The sequence below is a fragment of the Ruegeria sp. BB10 genome, from assembly GCF_056535725.1.
This window is the reverse complement of sequence record NZ_JBQFIW010000001.1, coordinates 335191-350520: the sequence shown is the minus strand read 5'-3', so window position 1 is coordinate 350520 and position 15330 is coordinate 335191. Positions and strand designations below refer to the sequence as shown.

The 15330-nt window shown below is 57.6% G+C and carries 13 protein-coding genes; 9 read left to right on the top strand and 4 right to left on the bottom strand.

The window, feature by feature from the left end:
- Positions 1-4 precede the first annotated feature (4 nt).
- A complete protein-coding gene (locus ACR3EP_RS01760) occupies positions 5-2137 on the bottom strand; it encodes a malate synthase G (RefSeq protein WP_480636020.1) in 2133 nt (710 codons plus the stop codon).
- Positions 2138-2343: 206 nt separating this feature from the next.
- Between ACR3EP_RS01760 and pepN the strand changes: the two genes are divergently transcribed.
- From pepN to ACR3EP_RS01735, 5 genes are all read left to right on the top strand, one after another.
- Positions 2344-4896 carry an aminopeptidase N gene (gene pepN, locus ACR3EP_RS01755; protein ID WP_480636018.1) on the top strand — a complete coding sequence of 851 codons (2553 nt, stop codon included), beginning with the start codon at positions 2344-2346 and terminating at the stop codon, positions 4894-4896.
- Positions 4893-5321: a hypothetical protein gene (locus ACR3EP_RS01750; RefSeq protein WP_170504715.1), complete on the top strand. Its 429-nt coding sequence runs from the start codon at positions 4893-4895 to the stop codon at positions 5319-5321. The genes pepN and ACR3EP_RS01750 overlap by 4 nt, the downstream gene beginning before the upstream one ends.
- A 260-nt stretch (positions 5322-5581) precedes the next feature.
- Complete coding sequence (locus ACR3EP_RS01745; RefSeq protein WP_480636017.1) at positions 5582-6712, top strand: hypothetical protein; 1131 nt, start codon at positions 5582-5584, stop codon at positions 6710-6712.
- Between the two features lie 70 nt (positions 6713-6782).
- Positions 6783-8294 (top strand): Asp-tRNA(Asn)/Glu-tRNA(Gln) amidotransferase subunit GatB, encoded by a 1512-nt coding sequence (gatB, locus tag ACR3EP_RS01740; RefSeq protein WP_480636015.1) that lies wholly within the window; start codon positions 6783-6785, stop codon positions 8292-8294.
- 140 nt (positions 8295-8434) lie between these two features.
- Entirely contained in the window at positions 8435-8845 is a 411-nt protein-coding gene (locus ACR3EP_RS01735) for a DUF4177 domain-containing protein (protein ID WP_480636013.1), read from the top strand.
- Between the two features lie 17 nt (positions 8846-8862).
- On the opposite strand, the gene ACR3EP_RS01730 is transcribed toward ACR3EP_RS01735, so the two are convergent.
- Positions 8863-9087: a GDCCVxC domain-containing (seleno)protein gene (locus ACR3EP_RS01730; RefSeq protein WP_226688691.1), complete on the bottom strand. Its 225-nt coding sequence runs from the start codon at positions 9085-9087 to the stop codon at positions 8863-8865.
- A gap of 32 nt (positions 9088-9119) precedes the next feature.
- Positions 9120-9374: a BolA family protein gene (locus ACR3EP_RS01725; protein ID WP_480636011.1), complete on the bottom strand. Its 255-nt coding sequence runs from the start codon at positions 9372-9374 to the stop codon at positions 9120-9122.
- 108 nt (positions 9375-9482) lie between these two features.
- Between ACR3EP_RS01725 and ACR3EP_RS01720 the strand changes: the two genes are divergently transcribed.
- Positions 9483-10106 (top strand): J domain-containing protein, encoded by a 624-nt coding sequence (locus ACR3EP_RS01720; RefSeq protein ID WP_170348074.1) that lies wholly within the window; start codon positions 9483-9485, stop codon positions 10104-10106.
- A gap of 6 nt (positions 10107-10112) precedes the next feature.
- Here ACR3EP_RS01720 and ACR3EP_RS01715 read toward each other — a convergent pair whose 3' ends face one another.
- Positions 10113-10955 (bottom strand): Hint domain-containing protein, encoded by an 843-nt coding sequence (locus tag ACR3EP_RS01715; RefSeq protein ID WP_480636009.1) that lies wholly within the window; start codon positions 10953-10955, stop codon positions 10113-10115.
- Between the two features lie 517 nt (positions 10956-11472).
- On the opposite strand from ACR3EP_RS01715, the gene cobS reads away from it, so the two are divergent.
- The 3 genes from cobS to cobT all read left to right on the top strand — a co-directional run bounded on the left by cobS (position 11473) and on the right by cobT (position 15271).
- Complete coding sequence (gene cobS, locus ACR3EP_RS01710) at positions 11473-12459, top strand: cobaltochelatase subunit CobS (protein WP_170360236.1); 987 nt, start codon at positions 11473-11475, stop codon at positions 12457-12459.
- A gap of 4 nt (positions 12460-12463) precedes the next feature.
- Positions 12464-13183, top strand: a complete 720-nt coding sequence (locus ACR3EP_RS01705) for a sulfotransferase family 2 domain-containing protein (protein WP_480636007.1) — start codon at positions 12464-12466, stop codon at positions 13181-13183.
- Between the two features lie 210 nt (positions 13184-13393).
- Entirely contained in the window at positions 13394-15271 is a 1878-nt protein-coding gene (gene cobT, locus ACR3EP_RS01700) for a cobaltochelatase subunit CobT (protein ID WP_170348067.1), read from the top strand.
- The last annotated feature ends 59 nt before the right edge of the window (positions 15272-15330 follow it).

Genomic DNA, 15330 nt, shown 5'->3' with positions numbered 1-15330 from the left:
GAAGTTAAAGGCTGGCTTTCAGTTCAAGACGGCGCGCATGCAGAACCGGCTCGGTATACCCCGAAGGTTGAATACGTCCCTTGAATACCAGATCACACGCGGCCTGGAAGGCGATCCCGTCGAACCCCGGCGCCATCGGCGAGTATTCAGGATCATTTTCGTTCTGACGGTCCACCACGGCAGCCATTTTTTGCATCGCAGCCATCAATTGTTCTTTACTGACGACACCATGATGCAGCCAGTTGGCCAGCGCTTGCGAGGAGATCCGGCAGGTTGCCCGATCCTCCATCAGACCCACATCGTTGATATCCGGCACTTTCGAGCAGCCCACGCCCTGATCAATCCAGCGCACGACATATCCCAAAATGCCCTGAGCGCTGTTTTCGATCTCACGCGTGATCTCATCTTCGCTGAGGTTGCGGCCATCCAGCAGCGGTATCGTCAGCAAATCCCGCAATGTGCCACGGGCGCCACCAGCGGCCAGTTCGTCCTGACGGGCCAGAACGTCGACCTTGTGGTAATGCGTGGCGTGCAGGGTCGCAGCGGTCGGTGACGGCACCCAGGCGCAGGTCGCGCCGGATTGCGGATGGCCGATCTTGACCTCAAGCATCTCACCCATACGGTCGGGCATCGCCCACATGCCTTTACCGATCTGGGCCTTGCTCTTCAGGCCGCAAGCCAGACCGATATCGACGTTACGGTCTTCGTAAGACGCAATCCAGGGCGTGTTCTTGATGTCGCCTTTGGGCAGCACCGGACCTGCTTCCATCGAGGTATGAATCTCGTCCCCCGTCCGGTCCAAAAAGCCGGTATTGATGAAAGCCACGCGCGATTTCGCAGCTCGGATACATTCCTTGAGGTTGGCCGAAGTGCGGCGTTCCTCATCCATGATGCCCAGTTTTACGGTGTTGCGCGGCAGACCGAGAATGTCTTCGACCAAGTCAAAAATCTCGACCGAGAATGCCACCTCTTCCGGCCCGTGCATCTTGGGTTTCACCACGTAAACCGACCCGTTGACCGAATTGCCGCCTTCGCGCTGCAGATCGTGCATTGCGATCACAGTGGTGCAGAGCGCATCCATTAGACCTTCACCGGTCTCATTGCCGTCGGCATCCAGTACGGCGGGGTTGGTCATCAGGTGACCCACGTTACGCACCAGCATCAGCGAGCGGCCTTTCAGCGTTGCCTGCTCTCCATCTGCGGTGGTGTAATCGACATCCTCTGCCAGCTTGCGGGTGAAGGTATTTCCGCCTTTGGAAACCTCTTGCGTCAAGTCACCTTTCATCAGGCCCAGCCAGTTGCCATAGGCCACAACCTTGTCTTCGGCATCAACACAAGCAACCGAGTCTTCGCAGTCCATGATCGTTGACAAGGCCGCTTCGACGACCACATCGGCGATGCCTGCCGGGTCGGATGCGCCGATCGTGCTGGACGGATCGATCACGATTTTGACGTGCAGACCGTTGTTCTTCAGCAGTACGAATTCGGGGTTTTCAGCGGCGCCGCCATATCCAACAAAACGCGAGGAGTCCGCCAGCGCGGGCACCAGTGCTCCGTTTTCCACACGCAGTCCCGAGACATCCGCCCACGAACCGCTGGCCAGCGGTGCAGCGTCATCCAGAAAACCTTTGGCCCAGGCGATCACCCGTGCGCCGCGTTCAGTGTCATATCCTTTGCCAGTGGGAAGATCACCCATCGCATCAGTGCCATACAGCCCATCATACAAACTGCCCCAACGGGCGTTCGCAGCGTTCAGGGCAAAACGGGCATTGGTAATCGGAACAACCAACTGCGGCCCGGGGATTGCTGCGATTTCGGGATCGACATTTGCCGTTTCAATCTGGAAATCGGGACCTTCTTCTACCAGATACCCGATTTCTCGCAGGAATGCCTCGTATGCGGCGGCATCATGGGCCTGCCCCTTGCGTTCCAGATGCCAACCATCAAGACGGCTTTGAATTTCCGACCGCTTGGCAAGTAGTTCCCGATTTTTTGGGCCAAGCTCATCAACCAAGCGGGCGAAACCGGACCAGAACACCTCGGGCGTGACACCTGTTCCAGGCAATGCCTGATTTTCGATGAAAGCCGCCAGCTCCCAGGCAATCTGCAGCCCTTTCCGGGTTTCTCTGCCGCTCATAAGTCAATTCTCCCGCATTGTGTACGTTGGCATGCAGGCGTCAATTAGTGCGAAAGTTTCCGATAGGCAACAGACCCCTCAAGTTTCCGGTGGAATTTGAAGACCAAATTGACCTGCCTGGCGGCTCGGAATACCCAGCATCGGCTTGCGGCTGACAAGTGATCCCCATAACGTCACGCCAGAACTCAACCGATACGAGGCCCCCGATGCGTGACGCTGCCCCCACCACGATCTATCTGAAAGATTACACGCCTTTTGGCTATCTTGTGGACAGCGTGCATCTGACGTTTGATCTGGCAGATCATGCCACACGCGTTACGTCTCGTATTGCGTTCCGCCCCAACCCCGAGGCAACGGATCGTACGTTTTTTTTGCATGGCGAAGACCTGACCCTGATCTGGGCGGTTGTTGACGGGGTCGAAGTCACCCCCAATGTCACCGACAAGGGCTTGACTGTTGAAGTCCCCAATGCGCCCTTCATCTGGGAGGCCGTTGTCGAGATCGACCCCGGTAACAACACCGCGCTTGAGGGCCTGTATATGTCGAACGGCATGTATTGCACCCAGTGCGAGGCTGAAGGTTTCCGCAAGATCACCTATTACCCCGACCGGCCCGACGTGATGTCCGTGTTCACCGTACGCATCAACGGTGACTTGCCGGTCTTGCTGTCCAACGGCAACCCCTCGGGCAAGGGAGAAGGCTGGGCTGAGTGGACCGACCCGTGGCCCAAACCCGCCTATCTGTTCGCGTTGGTCGCAGGCGACCTGATCGCCCATCCCGGTCAGTTCACCACCATGTCGGGCCGTGACGTGGAACTGAACCTCTGGGTGCGCCCCGGAGACGAAGGCAAATGCGCCTTTGGGATGGGGGCGCTGAAAAAGTCGATGAAATGGGACGAAGACGTCTATGGCCGCGAATATGATCTGGACGTGTTCAACATCGTGGCCGTTGATGACTTCAACATGGGCGCGATGGAGAACAAGGGGCTGAACATCTTCAACTCCTCCGCCGTTCTGGCCAGCCCCGAAACCTCGACCGATGCCAATTTCGAGCGGATCGAGGCAATCATTGCCCATGAGTATTTTCATAACTGGACCGGCAACCGCATTACCTGCCGCGATTGGTTCCAGCTGTGTCTGAAAGAGGGCCTGACGGTGTTTCGCGATGCGCAGTTTACGTCCGATATGCGCTCGGCCCCGGTGAAACGCATCCATGATGCGATCGACCTGCGCGCACGGCAATTTCCCGAAGACAATGGCCCGCTTTCACACCCCGTTCGACCCGAAAGCTTTCAGGAAATCAACAACTTCTATACCGCGACAGTTTATGAAAAAGGCGCCGAGCTGATTGGAATGCTCAAACGGTTGGTCGGGGATCAGGCCTATGCGCAGGCGCTAAACCTCTATTTCGACCGCCATGACGGGCAGGCCTGTACTATTGAAGACTGGGTCAAGGTGTTTGAGGACACGACAGGCCGCGATCTGACCCAGTTCAAACGCTGGTACAGCCAATCCGGCACGCCGCGCATCTCAGTTGCCGAAGACTGGCAGGATGGCACCTATACCCTAACCCTGTCACAAAGCACCAAGCCTACACCCGGCCAGCCCAAGAAACTGCCGCAGGTGATCCCCGTCGCCGTGGGCCTGCTGGGCCAGAACGGGGACGAAGTGCGCGCCACCGAAGTGTTGGAGCTGACCGAAGCCGAGCAAAGCTTTACTTTCACTGGACTGGCAGCAAAACCTGTGGCCTCCATCCTGCGCGATTTCTCGGCCCCGGTCATTCTGGAACATGACCACACGGATGCCGAACGCGCATTTTTGCTGGCCCACGACACCGATCCGTTCAACCGTTGGCAGGCAGGGCGGTCGCTTGCGCAAGATACGCTGCTGCGCATGATCCGCGAAGATTCAGCGCCGGGAACGAACTATCTGGATGGTATGTTGGCCGTGCTGCGTGACGGCGATCTGGACTCAGCCTATCGCTCTTTGATGTTGGGTCTGCCAACGCAATCCGAACTGGCTGCGGCCTTGTTTGAAAGTGGTAATACTCCTGATCCGATGGCGATATGGACCGCCGTCGAAACCCTGCGCCAAGCGACCGCACAGCATGTGCAGGACCTGCTGCCAAGGCTGCACAGCGAAACACTGATCGACGCGCCGTTCAGCCCCGATGCTGATCAGGCCGGCAAGCGGGCGCTTGGTGGCGCAGTACTGTACTTGACTTCGCGGCTGGATGGCGGTGCCAAAGCGGTCGAGGAATACGCAGCAGCCGACAACATGACCCGCCAACTGACCGCCCTGTCTTGCCTGTTGCGGGCGGGCGCGGGCCAAACCGAACTGGCGGACTTTTACAGGCAGTGGCAGCATGACCGGCTGGTGGTCGATAAGTGGTTCGGCCTGCAGGTGACAACGGCCTCTCCTGAAACTACGCCGGATGTTACGCGCACATTGACCAAGCACCCTGATTTCAATTGGAAGAACCCCAACAGGTTCCGGGCAGTCATGGGGGCGTTGGCGATGAACCACGCCGGGTTCCATCGTGCGGACGGGGCAGGATATGCGTTGTTGGCAGACTGGCTGATCAGGCTGGACCCGGTTAACCCCCAGACCACCGCCAGGATGTGTTCTGCCTTCCAGACTTGGAAACGCTATGACACCGATCGTCAGGACCTGATGAAAGTTCAGCTGACGCGTATCGCCGACACACAGAACCTGTCGCGGGATACAACGGAAATGGTGTCTCGCATCCTCGGCGCATGACCCCGTTTACTTTCCAACGCCACAACGGGACGCCACGCGCCGTCGTGATCCTGATGTGCGTCTACGCGGGGCTGATCGCGTTGGTTATTCTGTTCGATGCGGCGTGGTGGCTGGTTGGGTTGCTGAGCTTGCCCACCCTGCCCGCCCTTTGGGACATTGCGCATGGCACAAGTGCCGGACTAACCTTGGATCACCGCGCAATACGATGGTTTTCAGGCAATCGCGAGGCTGAGGTTGCCTTGGCCGATATCGACCATGTCCGGCTCGACACGCGCTGGGACTTTTCCGTGCGCACGTCACTGGTTCTGGCCTCGGGCAAGCGGATTCGGCTGCCGGATGAAGCCACACCACCCCACAAGACCCTTGAAACTGTCCTGCAAGACGCCGGATTACGGGTTGAACGGCACCATTTCACTGTTTTCTGAAACAATCAGTCGGAAAGGGACCTATTCTCCCGGCCTGTCACACAACACCCCCCAAAAAACTTGAATTTGAGGTGATTTTCGGTAAAAGTTTCAAGCTAACTTACCAGTTTGTTACGGTTTCGAGTTTTACCATGTTTCGGTTTTTCAGGGCACGTGAGGCCCTTTCTTATTTATCCAAGGGTCATTCCACGCAAAACGTGCGGGTAACCGACTGCGCGGTGACGGCATCACTGCCGGATAAAGGGCAATTGAACATTCCAGTGGCCGATATCAGGACCGAAGACCTGACCGCCCGTAACACCATTGAAGAAGGGCGCACACTGGCCAGACAGGACCGCTGGGCCAAGCTGTCCAAAATGATGCATGCCGCCGACAAGGACCGCGCAATCGCATCGGACGCAACACCGATTGCCGATCTGTTGGCCTTTGGCGCGCGTTCCGACGTTGTATTGGCAGTGGAACATGCCCTGTCGGATGGCAGCGCGCTGTGCGAATATGACTTGCTGGGCGGTATCTCAGAGCTTGAAGACGAAATGCGTGAGCATCCGAGTGATCCGATGATTACGCTGGTGGTCGCCTTAGCACACATTGACCTGGCCTGGGCATGGCGCGGAACCGCAACGGATGCCACGTTGCCGCCCCTTCACCGGTCGCGTTGCGCGGCCCATTTCGACCGGGCCGCAGACCTTTTGCCGACATGCCGCGCTGCGTTGCCAGACAGCCCCATTGTCGCAGCCGCAAGCTGTGCCCTGTTGGCAGGTCAACGGAAGACCAACCAGCGTGTAGCCGAAGAATACGAACGCCTGATCTCCCTGGATCCGCACAATCAGCGGCCTATGCGGGCGATGGGCACGCATCTGCTGCCGCGTTGGTTTGGCAGCTATGAAAAGCTTGAAGTTCAGGCACTGCGGAACGCCGCGCGGACTGGCGACATCTGGGGCGCTGGCGGCTATACTTGGGTCCAGTTTGACGCCATCGCATTGGACGAAGAGGCCTGCGCTCGTCTGGATGTCGAGTACTTCCTGGAAGGGTTGGATGACATTTTGCATCGCCGCCCCGATCAGCAGACCGTCAACATGCTGTCGGCCTATTGCGCCATCACGATACAGAACGGTCAGGGCCTGAACGAAAAGGCCGACCTTGTGCGCTCGCAAATTCACGAATCTGCAAACAGGCTGATCCGCGACCACATGACTGAACTGCACCCGCTGATCTGGGCGCATGCCGCGAATGGGTTCAACAACTCGGTTCGCATCAATTCTGCCGAACGGTTTGCAGCCCGCGGCAAGCGCGATGCGTTGCGTGCCATCCGTGATCTGTTCCGCGAGGAACTGCGCAGCGGCACGGACGTGACCTTTACACCGTCTGGTCTGCGCCTGTCTCAACACTGATTCCCCCTTGCCCCTCGCCCCTGCCGGGCCTAATACGCAGGCTTAGACTTCTGCGGAAATGAGGCGCGCCATGCTCGACCTGACATATGAAATGCCCAAACCCAAAACCATTGCCGGGGCCAAGCACGATTGGGAACTGGTGATCGGGATGGAGGTGCATGCGCAGGTCTCGTCCAATGCCAAACTGTTCTCGGGAGCGTCGACCCAATTTGGGGCCGAACCGAACGCGAACGTGGCCTTTGTGGACGCGGCGATGCCGGGCATGCTGCCAGTGATCAACGAATACTGCGTCGAACAGGCCGTCCGCACCGGGCTGGGCCTGAAGGCGGATATCAACTTGAAATCGGCGTTTGACCGCAAGAACTATTTCTATCCTGACCTGCCGCAGGGATACCAGATTTCCCAACTTTATCACCCGATTGTGGGTGAAGGTGAAGTGCTGGTTGAAATGGGTGATGGAACCGCGCGCAACGTGCGGATCGAACGCATCCATATGGAGCAGGATGCGGGCAAATCGATCCACGACATGGACCCGCATATGTCCTTTGTCGATTTGAACCGGACCGGTGTCTGCCTGATGGAGATCGTCAGCCGCCCCGACATTCGCGGACCCGAAGAAGCGGCGGCCTATATCGTCAAGCTGCGTCAGATCCTGCGCTATCTGGGCACCTGTGATGGCAACATGCAAAACGGCAACCTGCGGGCTGATGTGAACGTCTCGATCTGTTTGCCGGGCGCGTATGAGAAATACCAGGAAACGCAGGATTTCTCGCATCTGGGCACCCGCTGCGAAATCAAGAACATGAACTCGATGCGCTTTATCCAGCAAGCGATCGAGGTTGAAGCCCGTCGTCAGATTGCCATCGTCGAAGGCGGCGGCAAGGTCGATCAGGAAACCCGCCTGTATGACCCGGATAAGGGCGAGACCCGCTCGATGCGGTCCAAGGAAGAGGCGCACGACTATCGCTATTTCCCCGACCCCGACCTGCTGCCGCTTGAGATCGAGCAGGCATGGGTGGACGATATCGCCGCCAAACTGCCAGAGCTGCCCGACGACAAGAAGGCGCGCTTCATAAGCGAATTCGGCCTGACCGATTATGACGCTTCCGTGCTGACCGCCGAGGTGGAATCGGCCGCCTATTTCGAAGAAGTTGCCAAGGGCCGCAACGGTAAGCTGGCCGCAAACTGGGTCATCAACGAATTGTTCGGTCGCCTCAAGAAAGAAGACCACGACATCACCGAGTCGCCCGTGTCGCCGGCACAATTGGGTGGAATCATTGACCTGATCGCATCGGATGCGATCTCGGGCAAGATCGCCAAGGACCTGTTCGAGATTGTCTATACAGAGGGCGGCGACCCGGCGCAGATCGTCGAAGAGCGTGGCATGAAACAGGTGACCGACACCGGCGCGATTGAATCTGCACTGGATGAGATCATCGCCGCCAACCCAGCGCAGGTTGAAAAGGCCAAGGTGAACCCGAAACTGGCGGGCTGGTTTGTCGGCCAGGTAATGAAAGCCACGGGTGGCAAGGCCAACCCCAAGGCAGTGAACGAGCTGGTCAGCAAGAAGCTGGGCTCGTAAAGCCTTCGAGATATCGAACAGTCGCGGCGGGGTTTGAACAAAACCCTGCCGTTTTTCTTTCCGCCACGTCCATGCGATGATGACTTTCCCAAAATCGCCAACATGTTAGATTGCCGGAACACGGCAACCAGGAAAATCCGATGCAGCGCTACGAATACAAAGTTGTCCCAGCCCCGCAAAAAGGCACCAAGGCCAAGGGCGTCAAAACCGCCGAAGGACGGTTTGCAGCATCCGTGGAACAGCTGCTGAACGAGATGGGGCAAGACGGCTGGGAATATCAGCGGGCCGAATTGCTGCCCAGCGAGGAACGCACTGGCCTGACCGGTTCAGCCGTGAACTGGCGCAATGTGTTGGTCTTTCGGCGCGAGATCGAGGCGTCTTTTGTCTCGACCCGTAACCCAACCGAAACGCCGGACAGCGTGCCGCTGGCGCAACCCGTACCTGGACCCGAAACAGTTGTTGCCCCGGCTCCGATTGCCGAAGAGGTGAATGACCCGCCCCTGTCGCTGAAAGGGTCCGAGGCGAAATCCGAACCTCAGGAAAAGCCCTGATCGCGGCGAGTCTCAAGTCAAGCGCAGCACGTTTTTCCCTGTTGTATCGGAGGGCAAGGCACCGTTGCGTATGAGCAATAGACGCAGCAATCGCCCTCCAGAGGCTTCAGCACTTGGTGGCAGGATTTGCATTCATAGAACCACTGACACGCGTCCGTGGGCATGGTTTCCGTTTCGACGTGCCCACAGGATGGGCAGGTCAGGGTGGACTCGAGCGTAAAGGCCGTCTCCGTTCTGGACATTTGATCCCTCCCCTCAAAGCACTTTGGGCCAGCTACCCCCCAATATCCAGCGCCAGAGCATGGATGCGCGGCACGATATCGCCCAGCGCCTTGTGTACAGCGCGGTGGCTGGCGACGCGGGACTGGCCCTCGAACGCGCTGGCGCGGATGCGGACATTGAAATGGCTCTCGCCTCCGTCCTGATACCCGGCATGGCCGCGGTGGCTTTCGCTGTCGTCGACGACCTCCAGCTCACGCGGATTGAACGCGGCTTCAAGGCGCTGATAGATTTCGTCACTCACGCTCATTTTTTCGCTCAGCGGCAAAAAATTTACCGCTCCCCCTCTTCTACTTTCGGCTGCTTAGACTAAACTGCTGCCTCCGAGTCGAAAAGATGCCTTGTCGAGGATCAGAGCATGGTAAAATCAGACCCCTTCGGATTCGATATGTCCGTTTCCAGCGCAAAGAAAAAGAACCCGCGCGGGCGCCGGGGGATGTCGGGTGCGTCAGAGACCTCGACGCGAATCTGCGATCACGAGGGTTGTGAGGAGGCCGGTAAGTTTCGTGCGCCCAAGGCGCCGGATGTGCTGGACGACTTCTACTGGTTCTGCCAGCAGCACGTCCGCGAATATAACAACAAGTGGAACTTCTTCGACGGCACCACCGAGGCCGAGTTGAACGCTCAGCGCTCAAAAGACAAAGTGTGGGAGCGTGAGACCAAGCCGATGGGCGACCCCGAAGCGCGTGCCTGGGCCCGTCTGGGCATCGAGGACCCGCATCAGGTTCTGGGCGAGAACGCTACTAAGAACCCCGGCCGCGCCAATTCCGGAGGCCGCCGCCTGCCCCCCACCGAACGCCGCGCAATCGAGATTCTTGAAGCGCAGGACAGCTGGTCCAAGGCTGAGGTGCGCAAGGCCTACAAAAAGCTGATCAAGGTATTGCACCCGGACATGAACGGCGGCGACCGCTCCCAAGAGGAACAGCTGCAAGAGGTCGTCTGGGCCTGGGATCAGATCAAGGACAGCCGGAATTTTAAGTAAGCTCTACTACGCTGAAAACGTACCCCGCAGCGCCTGCGCTTCGGGGCGTTTCAAGCAACGAAGTTTGGTTTTTGGCACCTGCGCGCTGTCACTGAGTTCGGGAAATAGCACGCGCAGTTCGTCAACATCTTCGCGGCTGAAAGAATTCAAAGACTGACCGCCGACATACAGGCTTTCACTTTGCAGGCCATGCGAGGACAGGATGGCATGCTGCTCGCAGGCAATGTGAAAGTAGGTGACGGGCTCATCCGTTCCTATCTGACGGATCGTATCATCGTTGACCAGATGAATCGCGGCCGAGAAGACCATCGGTTCCCCAAATAGCAACTCAGCCCGCCAGCCTTCAATCACAATCCGGTGTTGCGGGGATACGTACAGATCGCGGTTGGGCAGACCTTTGCCTAACGCGTTGCGCTGAATTCTCACTGGGCGAAACCTTGGCTGGAAGCGCAAAGTCTGAGCGCTGAGTGTTCGTTTCCCGATCCATACAATAGGAAGGGTTTGACCATCAGATACGCAAACCCTGTCGCCAACCGACAGTTCTTCGACGGGGCAAGGGCCATTTTTAGTTTCTATCAGCGTCCCCTTCACAAAACACGGTACTGTTCCGGCAGGCAGGTCAACTGTCACACTGAGAGAGGCATTGTTACCATTTCCCGGATTCCCCGTCGTCGCCCGTATTAGAACCGTAAGTTGTGTATTCGGGGGAATGTCAGCGCCCGGTGTAAGTTCAACGGTCAAAACTCCGCTGGATGAAATCGATACAGTGTAGTCGGAAGGATTCAAGCCACCTGAGCCAGTTACGGTCACGCTCCAAGACACAGCTTTGGTCGTGGTATACTGCTGCATAACCGAGGTCGACCCGCTGGGGATCGAGATAGAAGAGGGACCTGAAATAACAAGCGACATCGCAAAACTTACTGTTTAACGCACAACGGAAACGATATCCGGAGCTTATCACGCGTCGATTAACCCAACATTAACTTCTGAATATTCTAATTCATTAGTTTGTTTTGGGACCCCGATTCATGAGCTTACCCTTTGGTTACCGTTAATTTGGTCTTGTCCCCTAGCGCCTATCTCAAGCTGAACCTGCACTCTGCCTAATTAGCACTATCAGCCAGAGCGCCAAAAGTTGGAGGAAGAACGCGCCCCTCGGCCTGTTTCGAATGGAACTTATTTGTGTCGCCCAAGGTTCGAATGAGCGACCACGATCGCTTGTCGAGCACTTCTATAAGGCCAGTTTCGAAGAAACATCCTCTCAGCCTCCGCGCGGCGCCTCTTTCCCTTGCCCTTCCCGGCAATATGTTGCACCACACACGGGTTCAAACCCGGCAAAACGGGCCAAAGGATAAGGACAAGGCGAATGGCTGACGGATCGATTGATATCAACGCAAAACCCACCGAGGAAATCTCGGTTCGGGACGTATTCGGCATTGATACCGACATGGCGGTCAAAGGCTTTGCAGAGCGCAGTGATCGGGTTCCAGCCATCGACCCGACCTATAAGTTTGATCCCGAAACCACACTGGCGATTCTGGCAGGGTTTTCACATAACCGCCGGGTTATGATTCAAGGCTATCACGGCACCGGTAAATCGACCCATATCGAACAGGTTGCCGCCCGTCTGAACTGGCCCGCTGTACGTGTGAACCTGGACAGCCACATCAGCCGGATCGACCTGATCGGTAAAGACGCGATTAAACTGCGCGACGGCAAGCAGGTCACAGAATTCCACGAGGGCATCCTGCCGTGGGCGCTGCGCAACCCCGTAGCCATCGTATTCGACGAATACGACGCAGGCCGCGCCGACGTGATGTTCGTGATCCAACGCGTGCTGGAACATGACGGCAAACTGACTTTGCTGGACCAGAACGAAATCATCACGCCGAACCCGAATTTCCGCCTGTTCGCCACTGCAAACACCGTGGGTCTGGGTGACACCACTGGCCTCTATCACGGGACGCAGCAGATCAACCAGGCGCAGATGGACCGTTGGTCGCTAGTCTCGACCCTGAACTACCTGAGCCACGACGCCGAGACGATGATCGTCCTGTCGAAAGCGCCGCATTACAATACCGAGAAAGGCCGCAAAACCGTCAGCCAGATGGTGACCGTTGCTGATCTGACCCGGACCGCCTTTATGAACGGCGACCTGTCTACCGTGATGAGCCCGCGGACCGTGATCAACTGGGCCCAGAACGCCGAGATTTTCCGTGACGTAGGATACGCCTTCCGCCTGTCTTTCCTGAACAAATGTGACGAACTGGAACGCCAAACCGTCGCCGAGTTCTATCAGCGTTGCTTTGACGAGGAACTGCCGGAAAGCGCTGCCAGCACAAGCCTGGGATAAGTAGGTGCAATTTGCCGCGCAAAAATGCGTGTTCATCCACGTACCGAAAACCGGAGGAAACTTTTTTACGCGCTGTTTCCTTCGGTTCTCAGACGATGCCATCGTCACCAGCGGCCACCAAGACGGCACAGACCGGTTCGAATTAAGCGGTGACGCTACCAAGTCCAAGCATCAGACACTTGCGGAATACAGCCAACTGATTGGCCCGGCCTTTGCCGAATATACCGCTTATGCCTTTGCCCGCCCCCCGGTCGAGCGGATGATCTCGCTGTACTATTCGCCCCACCGCTGGATGAGCGCGCAAGAAGGGGGTGGTTTCGGCCTTGATCCCCGCAACGAACCAATAAACCTTGAGGAATTTGAGACACTTGTGTCGGCTAACAAATCCATCTCGGACTTGTTGGATATCAAAAATGTTTCAGGTAGGTTAACTGTCAACAAAAGCGCCCGGCATGCGTCAGGGGCGCGCGTGTCGCTGTTGGATTTTGCCGATTTACGGCACGGGCTTGAGGCATTTGGCCGGGAAAACGGCTTTGACCTAACCGACATGCCCGGCAAGAAAGTGAACTCCAGTGCTGTAAACGATCCCATGAAGCTCAACACCGGACAGATGCGTGACTTGACGAATATCGTTATGCGCTCGCACCACGGCAAAGATCAGAAACTGTTCCGGAAAAATGGGCTTAAGGGAGTGCTTGAGGGTCTTGTAGGATGGTTCAGGTAGGAACCGCCAAGTCGTTTTGGGGCGCACAAGGCTGGGCAATCTCCCTGGCCTGTAGTTTATAGTTAGTTTGACGCACGCCACCCATCGAGACACCCCATGATTTTACCATAGGTCCCGCTCTGGTTTCATGCGAAAACGGGGTTGGCCCTATGGTCAAGGCCCTGAATTGGCACTAGGTTGCCGGGACAGAACAAGACCGGACTGCCACCGATGAGCAAACCCAACGACAACCCCGCTGATCCGTTCAAGAAGGCTTTGGCCGAAGCCACCAAGGTTATGGCCGACGACCCTGAATTGAACGTGACCTACACAGTCGACCCTTCTGGTATATCGGGCGAGTCGATGCGTCTGCCGCAAGTCAGCCGCCGGATGACGCGCGAAGAGGTTTTGCTGGCACGCGGTACGGCGGATGCTCTGGCGCTGCAGCGGAAATACCATGACGACGCCACCCATGCACGCTACGCGCCTCCGGGTGATATGGCGCGGGATTTGTACGAGGCGATGGAAGTCGCGCGATGCGAGGCGATGGGTGCGCGGGATATGCCCGGCACTGCCAGCAATATCGACGTCAAGATTGGGCATGAGGCCCTGCGGCGCGGATACGACCAGTGCAAGCAGCCAGCGGATGCACCGTTAGCGGTTGCTGCGGGCTATCTGATCCGGCACCTGGCCACGGGGCGGGACCTGCCCCCGGCGGCCTCTAACATCATGAACCTGTGGCGTGGATTTATCGAAGAACAGGCCGGTGGCACGCTGGAAAACCTAGACGAACTGCTCTCGGACCAGGCGGAATTCGCCAAGTTTGCCCGCCAGATGATCAAGGATCTGGGTTACGGCGACCAGCTGGGCGATGACCCTGATGAGTTGGACGACGAACAGGAAGATCAGGCTGAAGACGACGCCGAGGAACAGCCCGATCCCGACAGCACCGGCCAGGATGACCAAGAGGAGCAGGACGCCGACGCCACGCCCGAGCAAACGCAGGAAGAACAGCAGGACCAGTCTCAGGCTCAGGTCTCGATGGATGAGATGGCCGAAGATGAGATGGGCGATGAGGCAGAGATGCCCGAAGGTGAGGCTCCGCTGGAACCCCCTGCCCCCCCGCCGGCATCCGAAGCTGATCCCGATTACAAGGTCTATCTCAACACCTATGACGAAGAGATCGCAGCCGAAGATCTGGCCGAACCGGCCGAACTGGAACGGCTGCGAGCCTATTTGGATCAGCAGTTGGAGCCCCTGAAGGGCGCTGTTAGCCGATTGGCCAACAAGTTGCAGCGTCGCCTGCAGGCACAACAGAACCGCAGCTGGGAATTCGACCGCGAAGAAGGCATTTTGGATGCGGGCCGTCTGGCGCGAGTTGTGGCAAACCCGACTACGCCGCTTAGCTTCAAGGTCGAGAAAGACACCGAATTCCGCGACACGGTGGTAACGCTGTTGTTGGACAACTCGGGCTCGATGCGCGGGCGTCCGATTTCTATTGCGGCGATCTGTGCGGATGTTCTGGCGCGCACGCTGGAACGCTGCAATGTGAAGGTTGAGATTTTGGGCTTTACCACCCGCGCGTGGAAAGGCGGATTGGCGCGCGAGGCGTGGTTGAACGATGGTCGCCCGCAACAGCCGGGGCGTCTTAATGATTTGCGCCACATCATCTACAAGGGCGCGGATGCCCCTTGGCGGCGCGCACGGCCCAATCTGGGCCTGATGATGAAAGAGGGGCTTCTGAAAGAGAATATCGATGGCGAGGCGTTGGAATGGGCGCATCGCCGAATGCTGGCCCGGCGCGAAGCACGCAAAATTCTGATGGTGATTTCGGATGGTGCACCAGTTGACGATTCAACGCTCAGCGTCAACCCCGCTAATTATCTGGAAAAACACCTGCGCGACGTGATCGCCATGGTGGAAAAGCGCAAAATGGTGGAACTGCTGGCCATCGGCATCGGTCACGACGTCACCCGCTATTACGACCGCGCGGTGACGATCACTGACGTCGAACAACTGGCAGGCGCAATGACCGAGCAACTGGCAGCCCTGTTCGATAGTGATCCTCGCGCACGTGCGCGGGTGATGGGGATGAAAAGGGCCAGCTGAGGCTGGCCTTGCCCCGGGCCAGAGAATTTTCCAAAAGAATAAGGGGTGAACCCCCGCTT